The organism is Pedobacter sp. KH_004, from assembly GCF_057840755.1.
Window position 1 is genome coordinate 2,138,725 of record NZ_CM174519.1, and the last position, 17,686, is coordinate 2,156,410.

Genomic DNA, 17,686 nt, shown 5'->3' on the forward strand with positions numbered 1-17,686 from the left:
GAGAATCGACCTATCAAGCAGCTTTTTTTGCTCTGCACCTGATCGTCTTATCTTTTTGTCAAAACTGATTATTCGATTTCGCCATCAGCTAAGCCTTCCAGAAACCAGCCAGATTTATATTCAAATTTGGCAAATACTGTTCTACTTTCGTTTGTAACCGTGCCGGCAAAGTCATGAGCAATTTCTTTTTGCGACTCCAAAACCTCCTTAATCACTATCGCATATTCTTCAATGTTAAGGCCATCTTTAATTACATAGCTCAGCTCGCCATTTTCACTCCATATTGATTCTACAACACCTTGATCAAATTTTGCCTGGGTTTCCTTGCTTATTTCGCTTATCATGATTTAATATTTACCTCATTAAACTCTCAAATCCACTAAAAAGTTTGCAGGTTGTATCTTTCCAATTAAACTGATGTTGAAATATATATTGACTCAATTAGAATTGTCATGTTTTGAACTTTTGCGAACCTTTAAAGCATAAGTACTGTTATCCCTTTACTAAAACTAAGAGTTATGATAGACCCAAAAGACAAAAACAACGAGGCGGAAAACGAACAAACGCAACCTAGTGATTCGCAAGCTAAACAAGAAGAAACGAATTGGGATGAGCATCAGCGCATAGATGAGGAAGGAAACGAACTGGATGCAGAAGATATTAAATAAAGAGAGATGAAAAATATATTGATGATACTAACCTCGCACAGCGAGATGGAAAATACCGATGGCAAGACAGGCGTGTGGCTGGGTGAATTTACAGATCCATATTACGAATTTATTGATGCTGGATTTAACGTTACCCTTGCGAGTGTAAAAGGCGGAAGACCACCCGTTGACCCTATGAGTGAGCTCACCGAAAATATTACGGGTGCAAACAGAAGGTTTCAAGAGGATGAGGTTGCAAAAGCTGCATTTTCGCATACGCAGCCGCTAAATCAGATGAATGCTTCGGATTTTGATGCCGTGTTTTATCCTGGCGGCCATGGCCCGATTTGGGATTTAGCTAAAGATAACAACAGCGGAATTTTGATTCTTGATTTTATTGATGCAGGTAAACCTGTTGCTGCCGTTTGCCATGGTAGCGCTGCTTTAATTAGCGCAGAAAACCAACGCCCAGGCTTTTTGAAAGGGAAAACTATTTCTGCTTTTAGCAACACCGAAGAAACGATGGTGGGTCGAAGTGGAAATGTTCCTTTTTTGTTGCAATCAAAACTCGAGGAACTAGGTGCGGAAGTTAAAACGGCATTGGTTCCGTTTTTATCGCATGTGGAAACGGATGGTTTACTTATTACTGGTCAAAATCCGTTATCCGCTGGCCCAACCGCAAAAGCACTTATTGAGTTCCTGAATCAAAATAAAGCAACTGCAAATCAGCAGATTAAAGATGATGAAACTCCGTTACCTGAGCAAAAGCAATGGCAAGAAAATGCTGAACAATATATCGCGACGAAACCTGATGATTTAATTTAAACAAACGAGATTTGTAATAAATAAAGGGATTATTGATGAAATAATCCCTTTATTTATTGGCTCAGGAAAAGGATTTCGATTGTTCTCCGCTACCGTATTATATTCAAATATCAATTATTGAAATGGTTGATCTCCAGATAGAAAAGCAAACCTTATGAAATTGTTTTCGTTGGTAAAAACTAAACCACACTTTTTCAACTGTTAAACCTTAAGTAATCCATATCTATACGCAAACGATACCAAAGAAGCGGTATTTCTCGTTCGTGTTTTGCTGATCAGAAGCTTTCGTATGTTCTCAACCTTGCTAAGCTTAACTTTAAGTGCTTCACTTATTTCACTGTAAGTTCGTCCTTCAGCAATTAATTCTATCATTTTAATATCCTGAGTATCAATCCCCATGATATTTGATGAAATTTCTTTTTCGTGGTTCATGTTTCAAATCTAAAAAAAATTAAACGTTTAATAGCAAACATGACTGTTTACAACTACAAAATAGGCGTTTTTTTGACTTTTATCATCATTATTCGTGTAATTTTGTAATATTTAACATTCAAAATAAGATCGATGAAGTAGACAATGATCATATTTTTGTACGATTTCACCGCGAATACTGTGATGGTTGACAAATGTGATAGACCTTTTTTTAAATCACTGACTGACAGGAATATTTAGGATTTGAAAACGATCAATAAATCACCCCTGAAAACTCTTTTTTAGCTTGTTGCAATTGGAGTTCATATTCCATTGGCCAGCCAAAAGCTTTTTCAGCGGTTTTCTTTAAATCTACGCCCGCAGCCCCGCTCCAAAAATGAACAAATTCCCCATAGTTTAAATCACGTTGAAAGCGGTTACCCCTACCTTTTGGAAAATACTGTGCCAGCAACGCGAAATATTTGTTTAAAACTTTGCCCTTTCCATAACCGCTATAGATCGGATAAAACCAATTTTTAAACCATTGCGTTCCGGCTCTTGGAAAATCATCATACTGTGATTGCATCTGGGTAAACACCTTTTCTGCTTCTGCTTTCATTCCAATATTTAACAGTACATCGTAATTGAAGATTTCCATAAATTTACTGTCGCCCCAAAGCGCATCAGATGGCGAACCTTTTGCACCATGACTGGCACTGGTAACAATGTGGCCCATTTCGTGAATAGGCATACCAATCTGCTCGCCTACGGGATTAGTCCAGTTTCCAAGCCCACAATCGATTACGTTTTTATAATCGTGGCTTCGATCAAAAAATGGCGAAGGATGCCCACCACCATAATCTTTGCCATTTACCTGGTGGAGGATGACGTATAATTTTGGATCAGCACCAAAAGCACCATAATTTTGTTTCACATACGCCCAACACTTACCCATCAACCCTATTGGCCAACGTACGGAGTTTGGCATCTGCTCGTCATAGTAAACCGCAACATCATCATTGCTTCCTACCAACTTAAGTTGCTTTTTATGCTCAAACCAATGTTCTTGCCATAGGCTATCGAGGGGCTTTTGACTGGTAGAAGAGACATCAGCAGCTAACTGTTGGGCATGTATTTCTTGTGAAGAAAAAAATAAAGTAAGGAGCAGCACGAAGTAGTAATGATTTCCGCTAGAAAAAATGTTCATGTATAAAATAGGTGTTTAAAGAATGACAGAGATGAGGATTAATTGGTGAAAAGACCAATAATAATCCATTGAAAAATAAAGGTGGGCAAGATCATTCAGATCAATATGCCCACCCTTTTCGTTATTTGTTCCAGAAAGAAACTTCGCTAATGTTGCTATAGTAAGCATCGCCACTGGCAACAGAGATTACCCGTATTCGAATATATCTTACCGTGGGTAATCCATCAGGAAATGCCACTTTGAAAGGCGCAGATCCGTCATCGCTTCGTTCAACCGTTTTAAGTAATTTCCAGCCGCGACCATTAGATTCGGCGGTCCATCCAGGTGAATCTGCCGGCGATTGCGTTTGGGCACCTGTTAAATCGGCAATTCCCCAAATTTCAAATTTAGTTGGGTTGTTACAGCAATCGCGACCAATGATTTCAAACTGGGCAAGGTTTGCCACCTGTTTTCCCATATCAAAAGTGAAGTGGTGAGGCAATGGTGTGCTATCATCACTATGAAAAATATCAGGATAACCTGTTGGCGCCTTATTTCCATTCCATAGTTTCGATAATGAAGTTTCACTGCTATACGTACCCACATCATTAGTCAGTTTTAAGGGTTTAAACAACGATTTATCCACTGGAACCATGATGTTACTCAAGGAGTCGAAACCTGCGGTATAAAATGTATCAATAGCAGATTGAACAGGAACATAGGACGACCTGAAATACACTTTAGTTCCAACCTTGTAATCTGCTAAACGTATCGAATTTGCATCAGGCCCAAGTTTTGCCTGGCGAACGGTTCCATCTTTATAAGTATATCGGATTTCGGTGCTGATGTTGATCGTATCGGGGCGTTCAAACTGCAAAGTGATGCCGTTGTCATCAAGCTGGTAAGGCGCACTAGCCACAAGGAAACGATTGGTTAAACTCGTTTTATAGCTATCTCCGTATACTTTAACATTGTTAATTTGTACCGGAACCGATTTATTTCCAGCTTTATCAAATGAGTAAATGGTAAATGAATAATTGTATTCTACCAGATTTGAAATAATTACTGAAACGTTAGCCACCGACCGGTCTGGCGCCTGTAATGCCAGTGAATCTTGTGCATTGTTCCAATAAATCATATAGCGGCTTACACTTGGATCAGGACTTGCCTTCCAGGTAAGCTTAATACGATAGTTTCCGGGAGAGGCGGTTACCTTTTCAGGGAAACCGGGATAAATCTTTTCCTTACCGTCTAAATAATCTTTATAATCAAGCGCATCTTTGCTACATCCGTAAAAAAATGCGATAGCCACCAAGGCTAATAAAATCCGCGTTATATTTTTAGTTGCCATGTTTTCCTTTTAATTGGTGTTTCCCCAAAATGATAGTTCCATTACGTGAGCAAAATCTGCATTGCCCCAGGTACTGTTTACAGCCAGTCTGATAAATCTCACTTTCGGCGCATCAATGCCAATGTTAAATTCGAAACCAGCTTTTACGGCTGCTAAATCTGCAGGAGTGGTTTGCCCTGGTGCATTGCCCGAAGGCGGCGGCGGACAGGTGAAGTTGCCAAGATTTACCCAATCACCCACTACGGTACCTTTTGCAGAGGTAGTCGGTAAATTTGTATCAACAGGGGCCGTTTTAGAAGAACCCCATAGTGTCCACGTTTTCGGGTTACCATGATTATAAGAGTAATCATTTCCATAGGCTTCGCCCCGCTCCCATAACTTATACCGGCTCAACTTAGCTAAAACACCCATATCAAAAGTACAAAGCTGTAAAGGCTTACCAAATCCAGCTTCGGTATGCCAGCCAGGATCGTTGGTATTGTTATCCCATAACCTGGTGGTATTCCAACCCAAACTAGTAGCACCTAAAGGAGAATCTGAAGCCAGGCGATACTCGCTAAACCTTGTTTTTGGAACCAGAGTTTCGAAAATAGGATTGATAGACTTGTACAGCGTATCAGAAATATTTCCCCATCTATCTGTAACGTACACACCGAAATCTCTCTTTAACGTATCAAAACCGCGAACACTGAAATTTATGGTTTCGGCTTCGGTGTAAAACTGTTCTACAGGCAATAATTTTCCAGTAGTTTTATCATTAGAAATAACAATAACCCCAATGGCTTTTTTTGATGGATTGGTAGCCGAGATATTTACACCTCCAAAATCGGCCTGAACTTGAATAGTGGGATAAGCCATCAGGTAAGCCGGGGTGGTTGGCCTTACATTAACTTTAATAGGATCGCTTTTAACATTCGCACGCGATACTGCGTAAAGCGTTACTTCATAATCACCGGCTTTTTCAAAACCTTCTACCCTTAAGGTATCGCTGTAATAAGAAGCTTTAGACTGGCGTACTGTACGCGAATTGATCCGGTATTCTGCCTGTACATAAAGCAGGTTTCCAGAATTGGGCAGCTGATAAGAAAGCACTGCCGCTCCAGCCTGGTTATCTACCCGCACACCGGTAATGATGCCCGGTTTCGCCATATCCTGAGATACCACATCGTTAAAACCTTCTGTTTCTTTACACGCATTAAGCGAGCATAGAAGAAGCAGGGCAGCCATAAGCTGCACCATGCTCCAACCAATATATCTTATTGAATTCGTTTTCATCATCTTAGTTTTTAAATTACCAGTAAGGGTTTTGAACAAGATTTGGATTGACAATTAAGTCGTTATATTTTATTGGCCATAAATAATCTTTAAGGCCGAAGGATGGAATCACGAGATTTCGCTGTCTGTAATAACCTTCAGGCGTAGCATCCTGAATGTTCCAACCTTGCAATGGTTTACTTAAAACATCCTGTATAATTTTCCAGCGGCGAAGATCCCAGCCTATACGTCCTTCAAAACAAAGCTCAATTCTTCTCTCCTGTTGGATGATAGCTCTTAAACCATCTTTAGAAGCCGCCTTACCCGGATTTGACGAATATAATGACCACGATTCCTGAACACCTTTCAAACCAGCACGGGCACGAACTTTATCAATGTAGCTGTAGGCTTCTGCCGATGGTCCGTTTACTTCATTAAGCGTTTCTGCGTAAAGTAAATACAGGCCAGCTAAGCGCATCAGCGGCAGTTTAAAACCTGCCTGAGTAACTTCAGTTCCGAAAACGGATTGATAGTTTACCAGTTTGCTTGGCCAGTAACCCGATACATTTACCCGAATATTATCCTTAGGGCCAGCGATAGAAGTTGCGCCACGGGCTTGAACAAATAACATATTTTCAGGATCGGTTTGACCGTTTCCAAAGAAACAGCTTCCATCGAAAGATAAATCTGCATAGAATCTCGGCTCTCTATCCATGTGCATTTTAATGGTTTGATAACCGCTTTTCATATAATATTTATGATCTGCTGCAACTGTTGCAACGGCATACCTTCCGCGATAATCGTAACCTGGATCTTCGTTAATTGGAACGCCATTTTTTGAATAGAAAAGTTCGGCCATCCCGATAGGTACGGCAAAGTTTCCTGGTGCTCCGCCCATATTCTGTACCATCGCAGCGGTTAATCTTGGCATTGCCATAGATTGCAAGTTGAAAGTTGAATTTAACGCCCAGATCACCTCCGAATTTTTTTCCCAATTTTCGGTTATACTCTGCCTGATATCCATAACCGTTTTTAGCGGCGCAGGGATAGTTGGAAGGTTACCCGGAGAAACAAAGTGGTAAAGCGACATATTGCTCTGTTCACATGCTTTTACAGCTTCCTGGCAAGCTAACACCGCTTTTGACCATTTTTCTGCCTGAAAAGCTGCAGGGAAAAGATTTATGCCGTCTTTATCTTTGAAACTGGCATAATCACGGTTGCCATTAAAAAGCGGACTGGCCTGAGTGGTTAGTATCTCGGCTTTTAAAGTAAGAGAGATCAGTTGCGTAATTCTACCTAAACTTTGTGCCGGATCCTGTATTGTTCTTGGTAAATCTGGCGTGGCCTCATCCAATAGCGAGGTGATGTATTGAAAACAGGCATCAACTGGTTCACGCTTTACCCTCACTTCTTCTGTTCCTGCATCAATTGCCAAATTATCTTTAATCAAAGGAATAGGACCATACATTCTCAACAGATAGAAATGATAGTAGGCTTTTAAAAATTTCACTTCAGCAATCCACCTGTTTCGCTCAAACTGTGGTAAATCTTTTGGTTTGCTAATATTTTCCAGAAATATATTGCACCTTCTGATGGCTTTAAAAATGGGTTGGCCAAGTTGCTCCCCATCCCAGTAATTTAGCGATGGATTGTCGGTATTTTGTACCCCTCTAATTAAATGGAAACCTTGTTCTGCTTCCCTGTTCCCCAAGGTAGCTTCGGTAAGCGTGTTTGGAAAATAAATTTCACCAGAAGTGGTAAAGGCCGCATCATTGTTAGATGGTACCATATTTTGCAAGGTAGAATAGCAAGTGAAGAGATAATTCTCCGCCTCATTTCTATTTCTAAAAGCGTAATCGATGGTGGCCACATTATCTGGCGTAACATCGAGGTATTTTTTGCAGGATTGCACCATACCCGCAACAATTGCGATAAGTATGATTATTTTATAATTGAGTTTCATGTGATCTGCTTAAAGATTTACGTTGATTCCAATGTTATATACTTTCTGGATAGGATAGCTAAAGCCGTTCGAAGCCAACTCCGGATCCCAATCTTTAAACCTGCTCCATGTAAATGGATTCAAGGCATTAAAGTAAATTCTGCAGTTAGAAAGGAAAGCCTTTTTCGCCAGTTTATCAGGGAAGGTATAACCAATTTCCACCGATTTTAAACGGATAAAAGCACCGTCTCTCATCCACCATGAGCTTGTTTGCAGATTGTTGCTGATTTCTGGTGCAGTTGTACCTAAACGTGGATATTTTGCATACAAATCCTGGTTTTCTTCTGTCCAATGGCTATCGGCAAAAACCTGTAGCACCTGGCGGTTCTGTAAAAACGGACTCACATCAGATGGATTAATGAAAAAGCTGGTTCTGCCTACGCCTTGAAAAAACATCGATAAATCGATCTTTTTGAAACCCATAGATAAACCTGCTCCATACACAATTTCTGGTGTAGACGGCAAACCAAGGAAAACCTGATCGGCCTCGGTAATTTTGCCATCATTGTTTAGGTCGGTGTATTTAATATCTCCTCCTTTTGGTGCAGAAGCGCCTGAACCGAAAAGCTGTGCCGGCGATGCCGCTGCCTCCTGATCATCCACAAATAAACGTTCGGCGATGTAACCCCAGCGTACACCGATTTTTTGACCGGAAAGTATTCTCCAAGGTTCGCGGTAAGCGGGTTGTTCGTATTGGCCATATTTGTTTTGCGAGAATGTAAAGTTCATTCTGCCCGACATCCAAAAGCCACCGCGGAAGGTTTTGCTGTAATCGGCAGAGAAATCTATCCCTCTCGAATCGGCTGTACCCAAATTTGCACTCACTGCTGATTCTAAACCCATACTGGTGGGAATCGAAGCTCTTTCCATTAAAATATTATAACGATGTTGTTTATAAACCTCCGCGATAATGTTTAGGCTGTTAAAAAAGCTCATCTCTAAACCAATGTTCGTTTGGCGAGATGTTTCCCAGGTTACTGCATCGTTTGCATAATTTGTAATGCTTACACCCGGACGGGTAACGCCATTATTTTGACCAAAGAAAGCTGGATTGCCGCCATTTAAATTCACATTCGAGAGATAGAAAAAGCGTTGCGCACCAATCGCATCATTACCCACCAAGCCATAACTGGCCCTAACCTTTAACTTATTCATCACCTTTTTAACATCCGAATTCCAGAATGCTTCGTTTGATACTACCCATGAGCCGCCAATGGTCGGAAAGAAACCAAACCTGTTCTTCTCGGCAAAACGCTCTGAACCATTGTATCCAAAATTGAACTCGGCGAAGTAACGGCTATCATAAGAATAGCCCAAACGACCAGATATGCCCACATTTCGGTAAGGAAGTGAATATTGTAAACTTGGTAAATTAGTTTGCGGATCAGTTGCGTTCGCATATAGCCGTTGTTGCCTGGTGGCAATAATGGTACTGCTGATATTGTGTTTGTTACCCAATTGTCTCGAATAATCTATCACCCCCTGCATGTAAACAAAAGTGTTCACATCCTTAAAGCCTGGCTCAAAACTCAAATATTCTGAGGCCTGCCCTGGCTGATTATTGATCCAGTTTAACGAATATTGATTGCTGATTCTATCGTAAGAGGCAACATTGTAAAAAAACGGAGAATATTGTCTTGTTAAATCGAAATAGGAATACCTGTTGGTATTAAACATACCCTTAAACGAAAGGCCTTTTGTTAAAAATCCTAAATCCTGATTAAGTTCAAGCTGAGCCGACATTCTGGATCTTGAAAACGACTTATAGCCTTTCATCATGTCTGCATAAGGATTTGAATAACCCACGGTATTACCAGTGCCTTCTGTTGAGCTATTTCCAAACAAGATGTGTGTGTCGATACCTGTCGAAGGATCAGCAGGGTAAAATGCTGGAAAAAGTACCGGACTGGTATGCAACGCTTTTTTGTACAGATCGGCAGAGAATGAGCCATCATCTGTAATTGGACCGTTATACTCATCAAAAGTACCCGAAAGCCTAAGCACAATTTCGGTAGTTTTTGTTACGTTGATATTCACGTTAGAGCGCAGCTGATAATTTTCCAGCTTCACATTGTTATTGAAATTGTTGACTGGACTCACCTTTAAAATTCCATTATCACGGTTGTAAGATGTTCCTATGTAATATCTGGCTACCTTGCCGCCACCACTCACACTTCCGTTTAAACGCTGGTTATTTGTACTTTCTTTAAATAATTCATCAATCCAATTTACTGCCGGATAAACATATTTATTGCTTCCCGGAGCATTGTTAATGGTTTGCTCACGGTTAAAGATATCATTTTGTGTAAAACGAGGAACGCCCAGCGGATTACGGGTGGTAATCGCTTCGTTATACATCTTCATAAATGTAATCGGATCAGCAATATCCAGGTTTTGGGTGGATTGGGAAATAGAATTCTCAAACCTCACATTTACCTTTGCATTACCTTCAACACCTTCTTTGGTGGTGACCAATATTACTCCGTTTGCACCCCTGGCGCCATAAAGTGCAGTTGCACTGGCATCTTTTAAAATGGAGAAACTAGCAATATCATCAACCTGTAAACGGGCAAGATCGTTGGCAGTGAGCTCTACGTTATCTACCAAAATCAAGGGGTCTTGTTTATATCCAAAAGTAGTTACCCCTCTGATGAAAAACGTCGAATTATCAAGGCCGGGCTGTCCGCTGCGCTGATAAGCCACTACACCCGCAATTTGTCCGGCCATAGCATTGGTTAAATTACTTGATGGAATTTTGAGTTTAGATGGCGTGATACTGGTTACCGATCCGACCATTGCTTCCCTGCGTTCTTTCTTGCCGAAAGCAGTGACCACAACGTCGCTCAGGTTATTATCATCACTGCTTAAAATCAGGTCTACCCTTGTTTTATCCAGGCTGGCGATAAATGTTTTGGTTTTAAAACCTACTGAAGACACCACGACTGTTGCATTGGCAATGGCATTCAAGGTAAATTTTCCATCGCCATCGGTAACGCTACCCATATTGCTTTGTCCTTTTACCTGCAAGCTTACGCCTGGTATACCCAATCCAAGAGAATCTTTAACGGTTCCCGTGATTTTAAATGTGGTGCCCTGTTGCGCCATCGCAGGGTTTATAAGTTGTAGAATTCCGATTCCGAGAATGGCAAATAGTATCCACAGATTTCCTGAATAAGGCCTGCGCCTTACCCGAATAGTAAAATTTTGGTTCATAAGTTTGGTTGGTTATAGTTTATTTTTACTGAATCATCAGCACAGTTAATTGGTTACTTGTAATGGTTACATCATAGGCTGCAATTAGGAGTGGGTTTTAAATTTATATTGATAAATGAAAGCTGCAATTTTATAAGAAGGCATGATCAATGTGGAAGTCCGGCTAAATCTGGCGATATTAATTCCCACAAAATTCCCTTCTAAATCGTAAACAGAAGTTCCTATTTGTTGGGGCAACAACGCTAAGTCATGGGTATAAACGGCATCAAAACCATCTCTCCTTTTTGATTTCCCGCCGGCAAACCGATCTACCGGATGCTTTGAAACACTTTGTGCCTGCCATGCAAAAGTTACGGTTCCTTTGTAGAGCTTTTCTTTTCTTTTCCAGCTTATTAGCACTTCATCGGCAGGCCAGTACTGAGAAACCGCAGCTACAAATTCCTTGCTGCTTTTTAGCTCATGCCCACCGAAGCTCACCAGCTCGTCACCTACTTCTAGTCCAAGCGCTTCTGCAGGGCTTTTTTGTTTAATCAATGAAAAAACTGCCGGACTAGATTCATACACCACCATTGCACCCAAAAGTGGCTGACTCATTATTTTGGGCAAAGTGATCTCCTCGCTTCCGATGATGCTCGCCACCACTCTACCATCTGCCTGCTTTGTAAAAACAAATTCGCCCTTCAACTTCGGGTTATTAACGTGGTAGTTACTGTCCAACTTTACTCCATACTTAAAGTGTTTTGTAGTCGCTAGCATGACCAGATCATTGGTTTGATCACGGGCTAAAATGTTCAGGTTGTAAAGTTTGCCATCGTAAACAAGATGGGCAGAATCGCCAATCATACTGCTTTTGCTCACCAAAACCTGCACTGGTTTACCAAGATTGTTTCTTAGGTTAAATACACTCGCTGACACCTCCAGCTGCTCCCCGTCTATAAAACTATTAATCACCAGGAATGCTTGTTTAGCATTCTGCTCTGTACTTAACTCGTTAAAAGCGTACTTTTTGGCTAAGCTGAGGTTCGGAGAATTTTCGGTGCTGCTATCAACAATAGCTGGCAATGCACTGTAATTTTTTTCTAACTGCAAGGCCGACCAATATTTCCGGTAAATATCTACCGGTATCTCAAAATTCATATCTTCCGAAACGTCAATGGCACTATGAATCGCAACTACTTTTCCGTCAAGGTCAAATAATGGTCCGCCAGAGTCGCCAGGTTCCATTTTGCAAGACGACTGTACAAATCCATACTGGTTTTTTCTATCTAAAATATTCCCGAAACGAATAGTAGGCAATTCCTGGTTAAGACTTTCGGGATAAGAAATGCTGAGGCAAGGTGCACCATTCTTTAACGAGGACGAAAATCCCATTGCAGCGTATGGCCATTTTCCATTACCTTTAATCTTCATCATACCAACATCTGGTATGCCTGGAGTTTCTTTCACATCTATTCTGCCGAGTGCCACAGCGATAACATTTTTTCCATCAGGAAAGAAAACTTTGTAGCTTTTACCTGGCTGAATAACATGTGCGGCGGTTAGAATATAGCCTTCGCTAGTTACCACAACCCCGCTAAACTGTGCGGAAGTACGTTCATTTCTTACCGTATCGAAACCCCAAATCCGCACACTTGCCTGATAAGCTTTGTCCACTGCTGATGCAACATGCTGCTCCAATACTTTTGCGCCATTCTTTTGTGCATAGCTTGTTAGGGTACTCAGGATGCAGCATAAAGCGACACGACCAAAGATCGAAAACCAATGAAGAAGCACAACACTCTTGAATCGCATAATGAATTGACTATCAGTTATTAATTAAATAGTGAAGCTAATTTTTTATTCAAATCTTCGCCCCTCAAATTGCTGGCGATCACTTTTCCATCCTTATCTAAAAGGAAATTGGCTGGTACTGCCCGTATTCCGTATAATCGGCCAACTTCATTGTTCCAGCCTTTTAAATCGGAAACATGAAGCCATGGTAACCCATCCTGTTCAATGGCTTTTAACCAGTTTTCTTTTGATTGATCTAACGATACCGCAAGAATTTCGAAACCTTTTTCTTTATATCTACTGTAGTCTTTCACCAGGTTGGGATTTTCTGCTCTGCATGGACCACACCAGCTTGCCCAAAACTCTAAAAGGACAACTTTTCCTCTTAACTGCTCAAGCGATACGGGTTTGCCAATCACATTATTTTGAGAAAATAAGGGTGCAGAAGAACCAATTGCGGTGGCACTATTTGCTGCAATTCGCTGGGCCAATTCTTTTCCCATATCCGTATCTCGCAGGTTTTGCGCAAGTGCCTGATAAACCGGCGAAACTTTGGCAACATCTACACTCGTTCCAGCAGATTCGGACAAAGCGACTAAACCGAAATATGAATTTGGATGTGTTTTGGCAAATAAAAATTGTTTTGCTTCTCTCGCTTTAATATTGTTCCTGAAACGGGCATCTACCGCTTTAATGTAAGCAGAGTCTCGCTGTTGTTCTGGCGTACCACTGTTAAAGTCTGCATTTACAGCTTTTGTTAGCGCCATGATGGTCCCGCCGATTTGTTTGTTGTACGCTACAAATTCATCGTAAACTTTCGAACCACTCACAACAGCATTTTGTAAAGAGTCTTTCGAAGTAAAAACAATTTTTTCCTTACCGAAATAGATATAAACCACGTCGCCGGTATAGATTGCTTTTTGCTTTCCTCCACCATGATGATCCAACGCCAGTCTGGCATTTGCCACTCCTGAAAGCGGCCCTGTAAACTGGAAGGATCCATCCACCACTTCGGTCGAATCTTCGTGGCTCACGCCATTATCCATATAATCCAAATAGGCTTTTGCAGGCTTACTAAGGTTTCCAATTTTGCCGGATAGCGTGAAGTCGTTTGCTTGCCCAAGTGCAAAAAAGGGCAAGAATCCTGACAGTAATAAAAGCGTTTTAAATTTCATGAGTACAGCGTATTAAGCGTAATTTAATATTGAGGTAAATGGAGGGTCGGCACTTAATTGCGTTCATCAAATACGGCGAACTCTGCTATTGCCGGCGCATGTTTGAAACCAGAAAGGTTCACCCTGATTTTCTCACACCAGATTCTCTCAAATCTGAAAATGCTCACCTTTTTCTCTCCGGCTGCTTGTGCTTTTAGTGGTAGCCATTTTCCATCTGCAAAGTATTCCAGATCATATCTGGCACCTGAAGAATTACCAGCGGTAATCACGATCATGTTGCAAGGCATTGATTTCTCAAGTTTTACCTCGTACCATGGTGCTTTAACAGTAGGATTAGAAGACCAGCTCGACCTGAAATTGTCGTCGTTTGCAAAATCCATGATATTCATGTCATCGCTCCAGGTACTGTTACTGATTACGCCTTTTGCAATGTTGCTTGAAATAATTGGAGCCGGATGTTGTGGCAATTTTGGTGGATTAGCCGAAGGCTTATAAAGTTTCCCCATTTCTTTTAATGCGGTAAGGGCATTATCATCAATCAGACCATTTTTATTAGGAGCAACATTTAAAATGAAATTGCAATAGGCACCATTGTATGGGATAATGAATTTGTTCACCAACTCATTTACATCTTTAACAGGCGTAGTTGGAAATGATGTTTTCCAAAACCAATTTTGTTGCAAGGGAAGGCAGGCTAAAGCAGGTAATTTGTTGCTTTCTTTAGAGATAAACTGTCCGGCTCCCTGCTCATAAGATTTGATATCCGTATAAAATAGTGCTTCCGTTGGGTATTTAGCTGCATTTAAATCCATTACCAAACAGTTTTGCTGTAGAGATTTAATCAGATAGTAGATATCTTCAAAAGGAACATCATCATAAGAAATTCTCGACCATGGAGCATCCCAACCATCAATAACCAGTGCGGTAATTTCTCCATAGTTGGTTAACAACTCCGTAATCTGCTCTTTAATTAATTTGATATGGGCTGGCGTAATTTGGTTTGGGCGAATACCATTATGAGTATCCAGAATAGAATAGTACAACATCACTTTTAAGCCATTCTTCCGAAATGCATCAGCATATTCCTTAACCACATCGCGTTTAAGTGGCGTATTCATTACATTGTAACTGGTTGTTTTGGTATTCCAGATCGGGAAACCGCTATGATGTTTGGTAGTTAAGCAACCGTAAGTCATATTTGCCGACTTTGCCGCTTTCGCCCATTGATCGGCATCAAGCTTTGGCGATTGAAACAAATTAAGCGCTGCATCTGGATCAGACCAATCCTGATCCATAAAAGTTGGCATACCGTAGTGGATGAACATGCCTAAACCCAGATCAACAAAATCTTGTTGTAAATCGGTTAAGTTTTTCTTTTTTGCATTTTGTTGGGCAGAAACCTGCTCAACAGAAGTCAGTGCTGAAACGAAAAGGAGAAGCGCTATGATTTTTTTAATAGTCATCTTTACTGGAAATTTAGGTTTGTAGGGTTTTTAAAGGTTCATTTAAGAAACAACTGATCGGTTACAATTCACTGTAAATCAACGCACAGGAGCAATCGATGTTTCTATAATCCAAAGCTAGTGTGGCTAAGGCAATAATTTATCTAACGGAAACCTAACAAAAGCCTAACAAAAACTTAACAGCATAATATTTCGGAATAATAGACCTATTTTTAGGCATAAAATGAAAGATCGCATCTATAAATCCGTCGTATTGGTTAGTTTTCTCATCCTGCTTTTGGTTCAGCTGAGATTAACCTACAATACTTACATGCTTCGCGATAGAGAATACAGCATCAAGGATAAAACTTTGATTAATGATGAATATGGGCGGAGTATTTCTGATGATAAGTTGTATCCTGGCGGCGGAAAGATCATCGATACCATTTTATCCAGGAATATGTCGCGGCTTAAAGCTGCCTACTATGCCAATAAAAATGAATTTAAAGCCTTATCACAAAAAGTGAGTGATACGTTATTGCTTAATCTGAAAGCAAATAGCTCGATGGATAGTATCTTTAAATCAATTGTTAAGCGTAACGGCTTAGATGCTAACCTTCAGTATCTGCTTACTTTCGAATCCATTGAACTTACTTTTACCAAGAAAATGGGAAACGTGTTCATCTTTAAACAGAAAAGCAACAATGAAACCTTACTTCCAGCTGTAAATCCTTTTGGGGTAATTATTGATGGCACGCTCGGTAGCCCGAATAGCCAAAATCGCGTAACTAACCTCTCTGTAAGCGGAACATTGGTTTACGATTATCGCATTACCTTTAATTTGTTTGTTGATGCTCCGGGCAGACCATTAAAAGTGGCGATGGAAATGCTTCCAACGTTTCTGCTGGTGGCCTTGTGCATTGTAATAATTGTAGGCATAAACTATTACACCTACATCAATTGGATGCGCCAGAAGAAAGAGGCTGAGGTAAAATCAGACTTTTTAAACAGCATCAAACATGAGTTTAATACCCCAATTACGACCATTTTAGTAGCCAGCAAAAGCCTGGATGAAGAGGAAGTGCTAAACGACAGGAGCCGGGTAAAAGCTTTGGTTCATATTGTGGAACGACAAGCAATGCGGTTGCATTCTCACATCAACCAAATGCTCGAAATTTCTGAGATAAACAACAACATCAACCTGGAAGAGACTGATCTTAATTATATGGTACTCACTATTGTTAACGATTTTAGCATTAAAGTTGAAGATCCACATTCCCTTACTTTTGATCCCTATCACCACGAAATTTTGCTAGTAATCGACCCATTTGTTTTTACAACCATGCTGCAAAACATGCTCGATAACTCTTTCAAACACAATCAAAGTACCGTTAAAAAAACTTCCATTTTTATTACTGAAAACGATAATGACTATGTCCTTCACATCGCGGATAATGGCAAAGGCATAGAAGAAAGTAGTAAGCCAAAGCTATTTGATAAATTTTTTAGAGCAGACCGTGAAAAAACTGTTTCTGGCTTGGGCTTGGGACTATATTATGTTAAACAATGCCTTGATTTGCATGGCTGGAATATTGAAGTAAATTCACATCTCGGTTCAGGCACCGAATTTATGGTACACATCCCTAAAAATCCTGTTAACACAAATGAGCACGTAAACTAAAGTTGAACATGAAATATGATATCATAATTATTGAAGATGAGGTTGACTTGGGAAATGTGATTTCGGAGTATTTAAAACTTCGGGGTTTTAGCGTACTCTGGTTTAAAACGGCTACCGAAGCACTTGAACATTACCGCCAGCATCAACTCGATAATAAACTCATGATTGTGGATATTCAACTTCCTGATATGAACGGCTTCGATTTGAGTACAGAAATTATGAAGCTTAACCCCAACCAGGCATTTTTCTTTTTAACGGCACATAATGAAAAGCAAGATCGTTTACGCGGATTGAAAATTGGCGCCATTGATTACATTTCCAAACCATTCGAAATTGAGGAACTGGTGCTTAGGATTGGAAACATCGTGAATAAGTTCTCAGATACCACGATTATCTCCAAAACGCAGGTGGCCGGCATCATTAAAATTGGTGATATCAGCTATCAAAAAGATCAGCTTTTTGTGCTTTTACCTGATGAGAAAGAAATCTCTTTGACAGTGAGGGAAGCCGAAGTTCTGGATCATCTATCAGCAAACATCAATCAGGTTGTAAAGAAAAAAGACTTGCTTTTGGCTTTATGGGGCAATGATGATTACTTCAATGGCAAAAGTCTGGAGGTTTTTATTTCCCGGCTGAGGAGGCTTTTTAAAGCTTCTGCCCAGGTGAGTATAGAAAATGTTTATGGACTCGGTTATATCTTAAAGGTGAAATAAGATCTCAAGGTCGATG

At 40.5% G+C, this 17,686-nt stretch carries 14 protein-coding genes; 4 read left to right on the top strand and 10 right to left on the bottom strand.

Annotated features, from left to right (window positions below):
- Positions 1 to 68: 68 nt before the first annotated feature.
- Positions 69 to 344, bottom strand: a complete 276-nt coding sequence (locus tag AC3ITD_RS09130; protein ID WP_489365871.1) for a hypothetical protein — start codon at positions 342 to 344, stop codon at positions 69 to 71.
- 174 nt (positions 345 to 518) lie between these two features.
- Here AC3ITD_RS09130 and AC3ITD_RS09135 point away from each other — a divergent pair, with 174 nt between their 5' ends.
- Positions 519 to 668: a hypothetical protein gene (locus AC3ITD_RS09135; protein WP_463486069.1), complete on the top strand. Its 150-nt coding sequence runs from the start codon at positions 519 to 521 to the stop codon at positions 666 to 668.
- Positions 669 to 674: 6 nt separating this feature from the next.
- Complete coding sequence (locus tag AC3ITD_RS09140; protein ID WP_489365873.1) at positions 675 to 1,472, top strand: type 1 glutamine amidotransferase domain-containing protein; 798 nt, start codon at positions 675 to 677, stop codon at positions 1,470 to 1,472.
- A 201-nt stretch (positions 1,473 to 1,673) separates the two neighbouring features.
- On the opposite strand, the gene AC3ITD_RS09145 is transcribed toward AC3ITD_RS09140, so the two are convergent.
- From AC3ITD_RS09145 to AC3ITD_RS09185, 9 genes are all read right to left on the bottom strand, one after another.
- Positions 1,674 to 1,904: a helix-turn-helix transcriptional regulator gene (locus AC3ITD_RS09145; RefSeq protein ID WP_489365875.1), complete on the bottom strand. Its 231-nt coding sequence runs from the start codon at positions 1,902 to 1,904 to the stop codon at positions 1,674 to 1,676.
- 253 nt (positions 1,905 to 2,157) lie between these two features.
- Positions 2,158 to 3,090, bottom strand: coding sequence for a hypothetical protein (locus AC3ITD_RS09150; protein ID WP_489365877.1), 933 nt, complete (start codon positions 3,088 to 3,090; stop codon positions 2,158 to 2,160).
- A 121-nt stretch (positions 3,091 to 3,211) separates the two neighbouring features.
- Entirely contained in the window at positions 3,212 to 4,420 is a 1,209-nt protein-coding gene (locus AC3ITD_RS09155) for a DUF4998 domain-containing protein (protein WP_265801414.1), read from the bottom strand.
- A 9-nt stretch (positions 4,421 to 4,429) separates the two neighbouring features.
- Complete coding sequence (locus tag AC3ITD_RS09160) at positions 4,430 to 5,698, bottom strand: DUF5000 domain-containing lipoprotein (RefSeq protein ID WP_489365879.1); 1,269 nt, start codon at positions 5,696 to 5,698, stop codon at positions 4,430 to 4,432.
- A gap of 13 nt (positions 5,699 to 5,711) precedes the next feature.
- On the bottom strand, positions 5,712 to 7,637 hold the full coding sequence (locus tag AC3ITD_RS09165; RefSeq protein WP_489365881.1) for a RagB/SusD family nutrient uptake outer membrane protein: 1,926 nt from the start codon (positions 7,635 to 7,637) through the stop codon (positions 5,712 to 5,714).
- 9 nt (positions 7,638 to 7,646) lie between these two features.
- A complete protein-coding gene (locus AC3ITD_RS09170) occupies positions 7,647 to 10,889 on the bottom strand; it encodes a SusC/RagA family TonB-linked outer membrane protein (RefSeq protein WP_489365883.1) in 3,243 nt (1,080 codons plus the stop codon).
- 84 nt (positions 10,890 to 10,973) lie between these two features.
- Positions 10,974 to 12,680, bottom strand: a complete 1,707-nt coding sequence (locus AC3ITD_RS09175) for a trypsin-like peptidase domain-containing protein (RefSeq protein ID WP_489365885.1) — start codon at positions 12,678 to 12,680, stop codon at positions 10,974 to 10,976.
- Positions 12,681 to 12,700: 20 nt separating this feature from the next.
- The gene (locus AC3ITD_RS09180; protein WP_489365887.1) at positions 12,701 to 13,834 is read right to left on the bottom strand and encodes a redoxin domain-containing protein; all 1,134 of its coding nucleotides are present in this window, start codon (positions 13,832 to 13,834) and stop codon (positions 12,701 to 12,703) included.
- A gap of 53 nt (positions 13,835 to 13,887) precedes the next feature.
- On the bottom strand, positions 13,888 to 15,297 hold the full coding sequence (locus tag AC3ITD_RS09185) for an alpha-L-fucosidase (protein ID WP_489365889.1): 1,410 nt from the start codon (positions 15,295 to 15,297) through the stop codon (positions 13,888 to 13,890).
- Positions 15,298 to 15,520: 223 nt separating this feature from the next.
- Between AC3ITD_RS09185 and AC3ITD_RS09190 the strand changes: the two genes are divergently transcribed.
- Together AC3ITD_RS09190 and AC3ITD_RS09195 are read left to right on the top strand one after the other, a co-directional pair.
- Complete coding sequence (locus AC3ITD_RS09190; protein WP_489365891.1) at positions 15,521 to 16,957, top strand: sensor histidine kinase; 1,437 nt, start codon at positions 15,521 to 15,523, stop codon at positions 16,955 to 16,957.
- Positions 16,958 to 16,965: 8 nt separating this feature from the next.
- Positions 16,966 to 17,670: a response regulator transcription factor gene (locus tag AC3ITD_RS09195; protein ID WP_265801422.1), complete on the top strand. Its 705-nt coding sequence runs from the start codon at positions 16,966 to 16,968 to the stop codon at positions 17,668 to 17,670.
- Positions 17,671 to 17,686 lie beyond the last annotated feature (16 nt).

Excerpts from the sequence above, each read along its gene's own strand:
- AC3ITD_RS09130 (WP_489365871.1), bottom strand. The coding sequence starts at position 344 with ATGATAAGCGAAATAAGCAAGGAAACCCAGGCAAAATTTGATCAAGGT.
- AC3ITD_RS09135 (WP_463486069.1), top strand. The coding sequence starts at position 519 with ATGATAGACCCAAAAGACAAAAACAACGAGGCGGAAAACGAACAAACG.
- AC3ITD_RS09140 (WP_489365873.1), top strand. The coding sequence starts at position 675 with ATGAAAAATATATTGATGATACTAACCTCGCACAGCGAGATGGAAAAT.
- AC3ITD_RS09145 (WP_489365875.1), bottom strand. The coding sequence starts at position 1,904 with ATGAACCACGAAAAAGAAATTTCATCAAATATCATGGGGATTGATACT.
- AC3ITD_RS09150 (WP_489365877.1), bottom strand. The coding sequence starts at position 3,090 with ATGAACATTTTTTCTAGCGGAAATCATTACTACTTCGTGCTGCTCCTT.
- AC3ITD_RS09155 (WP_265801414.1), bottom strand. The coding sequence starts at position 4,420 with ATGGCAACTAAAAATATAACGCGGATTTTATTAGCCTTGGTGGCTATC.
- AC3ITD_RS09160 (WP_489365879.1), bottom strand. The coding sequence starts at position 5,698 with ATGATGAAAACGAATTCAATAAGATATATTGGTTGGAGCATGGTGCAG.
- AC3ITD_RS09165 (WP_489365881.1), bottom strand. The coding sequence starts at position 7,637 with ATGAAACTCAATTATAAAATAATCATACTTATCGCAATTGTTGCGGGT.
- AC3ITD_RS09170 (WP_489365883.1), bottom strand. The coding sequence starts at position 10,889 with ATGAACCAAAATTTTACTATTCGGGTAAGGCGCAGGCCTTATTCAGGA.
- AC3ITD_RS09175 (WP_489365885.1), bottom strand. The coding sequence starts at position 12,680 with ATGCGATTCAAGAGTGTTGTGCTTCTTCATTGGTTTTCGATCTTTGGT.
- AC3ITD_RS09180 (WP_489365887.1), bottom strand. The coding sequence starts at position 13,834 with ATGAAATTTAAAACGCTTTTATTACTGTCAGGATTCTTGCCCTTTTTT.
- AC3ITD_RS09185 (WP_489365889.1), bottom strand. The coding sequence starts at position 15,297 with ATGACTATTAAAAAAATCATAGCGCTTCTCCTTTTCGTTTCAGCACTG.
- AC3ITD_RS09190 (WP_489365891.1), top strand. The coding sequence starts at position 15,521 with ATGAAAGATCGCATCTATAAATCCGTCGTATTGGTTAGTTTTCTCATC.
- AC3ITD_RS09195 (WP_265801422.1), top strand. The coding sequence starts at position 16,966 with ATGAAATATGATATCATAATTATTGAAGATGAGGTTGACTTGGGAAAT.